Annotated in this window: 7 protein-coding genes and 1 tRNA gene; 4 read left to right on the top strand and 4 right to left on the bottom strand. The window is 45.7% G+C overall.

What is annotated here, in order from left to right; translation table 11 throughout:
- The 3 genes from IJJ71_RS02575 to IJJ71_RS02585 all read right to left on the bottom strand — a co-directional run.
- Positions 1-306: PfkB family carbohydrate kinase (locus IJJ71_RS02575; protein WP_296845150.1), on the bottom strand; the 306-nt coding region annotated here is incomplete at its 3' end.
- Positions 307-620: 314 nt separating this feature from the next.
- Positions 621-1,202 carry a histidine phosphatase family protein gene (locus IJJ71_RS02580; protein WP_296845151.1) on the bottom strand — a complete coding sequence of 194 codons (582 nt, stop codon included), beginning with the start codon at positions 1,200-1,202 and terminating at the stop codon, positions 621-623.
- Positions 1,203-1,430: 228 nt separating this feature from the next.
- Positions 1,431-1,964: an FKBP-type peptidyl-prolyl cis-trans isomerase gene (locus tag IJJ71_RS02585; protein ID WP_296845152.1), complete on the bottom strand. Its 534-nt coding sequence runs from the start codon at positions 1,962-1,964 to the stop codon at positions 1,431-1,433.
- Between the two features lie 129 nt (positions 1,965-2,093).
- On the opposite strand from IJJ71_RS02585, the gene IJJ71_RS02590 reads away from it, so the two are divergent.
- Genes IJJ71_RS02590 through IJJ71_RS02600 form a run of 3 tightly spaced genes read left to right on the top strand, consistent with a single transcriptional unit; the run spans position 2,094 to position 4,046 of the window.
- Entirely contained in the window at positions 2,094-2,975 is an 882-nt protein-coding gene (locus tag IJJ71_RS02590; RefSeq protein ID WP_296845153.1) for a GNAT family N-acetyltransferase, read from the top strand.
- Positions 2,976-2,991: 16 nt separating this feature from the next.
- A complete protein-coding gene (locus tag IJJ71_RS02595) occupies positions 2,992-3,516 on the top strand; it encodes an NUDIX hydrolase (protein ID WP_296845154.1) in 525 nt (174 codons plus the stop codon).
- Positions 3,513-4,046 carry a hypothetical protein gene (locus IJJ71_RS02600; protein WP_296845155.1) on the top strand — a complete coding sequence of 178 codons (534 nt, stop codon included), beginning with the start codon at positions 3,513-3,515 and terminating at the stop codon, positions 4,044-4,046. Before IJJ71_RS02595 ends, IJJ71_RS02600 begins: the two co-directional genes overlap by 4 nt.
- Before the next feature lie 425 nt (positions 4,047-4,471).
- Here IJJ71_RS02600 and IJJ71_RS02605 read toward each other — a convergent pair.
- Positions 4,472-4,543: transfer RNA gene (locus IJJ71_RS02605), tRNA-Cys, on the bottom strand.
- 128 nt (positions 4,544-4,671) lie between these two features.
- Here IJJ71_RS02605 and IJJ71_RS02610 point away from each other — a divergent pair.
- On the top strand, positions 4,672-5,128 hold a 457-nt coding region (locus IJJ71_RS02610), incomplete at its 3' end, for a BspA family leucine-rich repeat surface protein (protein ID WP_296845156.1).

Below are 5,128 nucleotides of genomic sequence, written 5' to 3' on the forward strand. Positions count from 1 at the left end.
ACATTTTGAGCCACGCTGTGAAGCGCCTTTCTCGTTGTAGTAGATACCAACGCGCGGACCGCCGCGAACGATATACTCTGTGTGAACGCCGTATTTGCGGAGTGAGTTTACGGCAGCCTGTCCGATTTCGTGTGTCGGGAGTTTTGTAACGAAATAAGACTCGTTTCCATAGTTAGCGAGAGAAACAGAAACGTTAGCCTCACCGCCACCGAAAGTTGTTGTCATAGAATCAACCTGTACGAAACGGTAATAATCTGCAGGCTGGATGCGAAGCATCAATTCACCAAAAGTAACTACTTTTGCCATTTTTTATATCTCCTTATTTCCGCAAAAAAGCGGATTGTACGTTTCTAAGAAGTATAAGTCAAGTTTATTTGTTTCGCAAGAAAAGATTGTGCTATGAATTTGTATTTTAATGACAGTAAAAAGATATTGGGCGCTACCGTGCGTGCCGCACGGTCGGGCTTTTCGTGGTTTCGCGCTAGCCGCGCTCCATTGCCTTCGGCAACTTACGCCACTACAATCCCTAGCGGTCTCCCGCGGCTCAAGCCTAGCTTTCGCCGAGACTCGCCTAAAAACCTGTCTCACAGTTTTTTCGCCTTCGGCGACCGGCTCCCTACCTAGCACAGCTGTTTGAGCTTGCAGTTTTCAATTCCGGCTTCCCAGAACTGTGCGAGCGGGATGTTTTTTACCTGACAGATTATGCTTGAATTCATGGCGCCGTGGCCTACGATAAGAACATCTTTGCCTTCGGCCAGTTTTGGCTCCACGACTTCGTGCAAGAAATTGCCTGTTCGGGCAAAAAGCTCGTCGAAGCTCTCGCCGCCTTCACCCGGAACATAATTTTCTGGCGCGCTGAAGAAATTTATCATCGGACAGTCGGGATTTTTGTAGGCGTTTTCGACACCTTCGTAAATTCCGAACGACATTTCGATGAGCCTGTCATCAAAAATAATCGGGATGTCTCGACCGCGGAGAACGATTTCGGCAGTTTCGCGCGCACGGACGAGCGGGGAGCAATAGCAGACATCAAAATGCACATCCGCGTATTCGAGCCGTGCATTTTCTGCCATCGCCCGGCCTTCCTCGTTCAAAGGAATGTCGGTGCGCCCCTGCAATTTTTTGAGAACATTCCAATCCGTGCGCCCGTGCCGCATGATGTATAAACACCCATGTGGCAAATTTGTTTGATTAACAGACATTGTTTGCTTTGTTGCCTACTTTCCACAGTGACAAGAATTTCTGCAAGCAGAAATTCTTGCGGTTATCTCGCTTTGCGCCGCATCCGTGCGGCAAATTTCCTGCAACATTTTGCGACTTCCGTCCGGCTGATTATTCACCGCATCCTTCGACATCCATGTCGTGACAAGAATTTCTGCAAACAGAAATTCTTGCGGTCATCTTGCTTTGCGCCGCGTCCATGCGGCAGTTTACTCTCCGCATCCTGAACATCCTCCACAACTGCTTCCGCATGATGAACATCCGCCGCCGCAACCACCACAGCCGCCGCCTACGAATGGCTCAAGCTCTTCCTCGGTTGCATCGCGCACGTCAACTACTTCTACATCGAAGCAGAGTTTTTTGCCTGCAAGCTCGTGATTTCCGTCAACAGTGATTTTGTCATCTGTGACTTTTGTGACTTTTACAATCATCGGGCCTGTAGCTGTATCTGCCTGGAACTGCTGGCCGACCTCAATCGGGAAATTTGCGTCGAACTGGCTTCGTGGAACTTCTGCGACCAATTTTTCATCGTATTCGCCGTAGCCCAAAGCTGGCTCAATTTCTGAATGGAATTTGTCTCCCGGATTTTTGCCTGTAAGTTCCTGCTCCAAGCCTGGAATGAGAGAGCCGATTCCGTGCATGTATTCAAGTGGCTCACCACCAACAGATGAGTCGAGCTGATTTCCTTCGACATCTTTAAGCGTGTAATGAATTTTTACCATCTTCTGATTTGCGATTTCCATAAATGCTCCTATGCACCCCAACCGTAGCGGAGATGTCTTTTTGCTTTCTATAAAAATAAAGAAATTTCGTCATTTATTCAAATAAAATCTGCAAATTCTCCAATAATATGATATAATTTTTATTCGAGAATGCTGATTTTTGAATTAATTAACGAAGACGGGCCAGGCTTTATGCAGGTTCGTAAGCAAGTTTTAGATTTTCTCCTTATAAACGAGCATAAAAATGTCTCATTGGTAGATCATTTTCTCAAAAAAGACACAAAAATCCTCTATATTCTTGATGAGCGTAATACAATCTGGGGCGTGCTTTCCATTTCTCATGGCGGGCAAATCCTTCACTGTCTCGAAAGCGATGTCGTTCTCCCTACAATTCAGGAATATTTTTCGGTTGTAAAGCCACAAAAATTGTTCAGCATTATCGGCGAGCAAAAATACACGGACGAAATCGCCAAAATCCTCCTTCAGCTTTTAGGCACTGTTCCAAAAATCCGCAACGAATATGCGCTAATGGAATTCAATCAGGCTGCGGCAGAGGCTGCTGCTCAAAAAGAAAAGGTTGATCCCAAAAAACGCACTTTCCTTTCCGAGTGTCAGATTTTTGACTGCAAGGATTCTGATTTTGACGCGCTTTTCCCAATCCAAAAAGATTACGAAATCGAGGAAGTCCTGGTTAAAAAAGAAGATTTCAACGAAAAAAATTGCCGAATCCTGCTCCGGCGGTCTTTGCAGGCTGGTGAAGTTTTCGCGCTCCGATACAAAGGCCGGGTCATCGCAAAGGCTGCTATCAACGCAAAAGGCGAAAACTGCATTCAGCTCGGTGGCATTTTCACTGATTCAAACTTCCGGAACAAAGGTGTCGCAACTTATCTCGTAAAAACTTTGACCCAGCGTTTCATAAAAGAAGGAAAAACTATCGTGCTTTTCGTCAAAAAAGTGAATGCCGCTGCAATTGCTGTCTACCAGAACTGTGGATTCGCAACTTTTGCTGATTATAAAATCTTGTATTACTAAAATTGTCGAGGAATTTATGCAGAACGATTTCAATTTCTGCCCGAATTGTGGTGGAAAGAACATCCAGAATCTAAATATGCGCAAATGGAAGTGCGACGACTGTGGCTATACGCTCTACAACAATGTCGCGGCTGCCGTCGGGCTTGTAATTCAGAACGCGCAGGGGAAAATCCTGTTTGAAAAAAGGGCAAAGGATCCGCGCAAAGGATTTTTGGCTTTGCCGGGCGGTTTTATTGACCCGGACGAAACTGCCGAAGAAGCATGTTTCCGCGAGTGCAGGGAAGAGATTGGCGTTGAGCCGCTTTCTGTAAAATATATCGCAAGTTTCCCGAACACTTACGATTACAAAAATCTCCGCTACAAAACATGTGACATCTTTTTTGAAGCCATTTTGCCGCCGAACGCAGAGCTTCACGCGCAGGAAGGCGAAGTCCTTGGATTTGAGGAAGTTTCAATTAAAAGCGAAGAAGATTTAAAAGATGTGCCGCTTGCTTTTGAGAGCGCACGAAAAACTTTAACATTGTGGTTGAATCAAAAATGACAATAATTCAAATTGCTTACTTTTCAATGCTCGGCGCGGCTCTTTTGGGCTACGCAGGAATTTTATGCTCAATCCCGCACCGCCGCAAAAAGATTTTTGCTCAGGCCGGCTCTTGCCTCATGCCGCTCAAAGTTGCTTCATCAAAAAAATGGATTGCGATTGCCGTTGCTGGTTTTATTCTGATTCTCGTGGTTCCGCTCCGCAATTATTCCTGGTTCGTGAACATCATTTTGCTTGGTACGGCTTTATTTGCGGCTGAACTTGCTGCAAGGGAAGCTGGCGGCTGTGGGAAGGCCGGCATTTACGAGAACATGCTCATTTCAGGCATAGAAGCCATTTTATGGAGCGATATTTATTCATTGCCGACACTTTCCTACGAAAATGACCCGGAAACCACGCAGGTAGATTTTAAAACTCTGAGAATTATTCTGAAAAACAACAAGGAAACTCAGGTTCTTTTTGAAAGCGAAGAAGTCCGTAAGCAGGCCGTGGAACTGATTTTGAAACTGGCACCGAATCTTAGGCCGTAAATAGAGAGCGACCCCTGGTAGAAAAAAATCTCACAGATAGGGAGCGTTAAAAAATTGCAAAGCAATTTTAGCGATTCTCCGAAGCAACTGTGTTGCGTAGGCATGGAGCGCACGGAGAAATTTCTAATAACTGAACGCTCTCTGCGTACTTTGTGCCTGAACCGCATGTAATTATCCGGGGATTTTAAGGGGCGAAGTCCCTTAGGAGAAGGGGTAGCGGAAAAGCCTTTGGCTTTGGAGCGAGGGGGAGACTTCCCCCTCTGTATATTTTAACGGATCCCAGCCCCTACGAGCACAGCTCTCCGGGAGACTCGCTAAAAACTCACCTCGTGAGTTTTTGCCCTGCTCCGCAGCGCCGCTCCCTATAGCTTGTAAGACCCGGAAGGCAAAAAAATGAGTCGCCCGAAAGCGACTCACAATTTGCAAGGCGTCTAGCAGAATCGAACTGCTGCATAACGGTTTTGCAGACCGCTTCCTTACCGCTTGGATAAGACGCCAAAGTGATAATAATATACACAAAAGCGCGAACTTTGTCTAGTCCAATAGAAAAAATATTTGAAATTTGGTAAAATAAAACGAACGGTCGCCGATTTACATATTTTTGCCGTTCAGTTTTGTGAGTTTTATGAAAAAGTTTGTTTCTGTTGTTTTATTTTGTTTATCTGTCGTTTTTTTTAATTCTGAACTTTCTGCACAAAAAGCAAACCGGGTTTCTTCAATTCCTTCGGACGCAAACTTTTGGAGCGATTACCCGAACGAGGAACTTGCGGATTTTTTAATCTCAAAAATGACCGACGAGGAAATGCTTGCCCAGATTTTTATGTTCGGTTGGGCAGGCGAGGAGCCAAGCGCGCTTTTGAATCAGTGGGTTTGTGACCGTGGCTTGGGAAGCGTAAAGGTCTTTGGCTGGAACACGGACAACACTGAAAAGGTCGCAAAGGCAATCTCTATGCTGCAGCAGGGCATCAACGGTATCGAATACCTGAACACGAGTAGTGTGACGAACATGAGTGAAATGTTCGTGCTTTGTGAAAAGTTGACAAGCATCGACTTGAGCCACTTCGACACCCGCAATGTTGCCG

The organism is Treponema sp. (genome assembly GCF_017430385.1).
In the GTDB taxonomy this organism is placed as follows: Bacteria; Spirochaetota; Spirochaetia; order Treponematales; family Treponemataceae; genus Treponema_D.

What these genes read in the sequence shown, in the direction of transcription:
- IJJ71_RS02580 (WP_296845151.1), bottom strand. Translation starts at nt 1,202, where the DNA reads ATGTCTGTTAATCAAACAAATTTGCCACATGGGTGTTTATACATCATG.
- IJJ71_RS02585 (WP_296845152.1), bottom strand. Translation starts at nt 1,964, where the DNA reads ATGGAAATCGCAAATCAGAAGATGGTAAAAATTCATTACACGCTTAAA.
- IJJ71_RS02590 (WP_296845153.1), top strand. Translation starts at nt 2,094, where the DNA reads ATGCTGATTTTTGAATTAATTAACGAAGACGGGCCAGGCTTTATGCAG.
- IJJ71_RS02595 (WP_296845154.1), top strand. Translation starts at nt 2,992, where the DNA reads ATGCAGAACGATTTCAATTTCTGCCCGAATTGTGGTGGAAAGAACATC.
- IJJ71_RS02600 (WP_296845155.1), top strand. Translation starts at nt 3,513, where the DNA reads ATGACAATAATTCAAATTGCTTACTTTTCAATGCTCGGCGCGGCTCTT.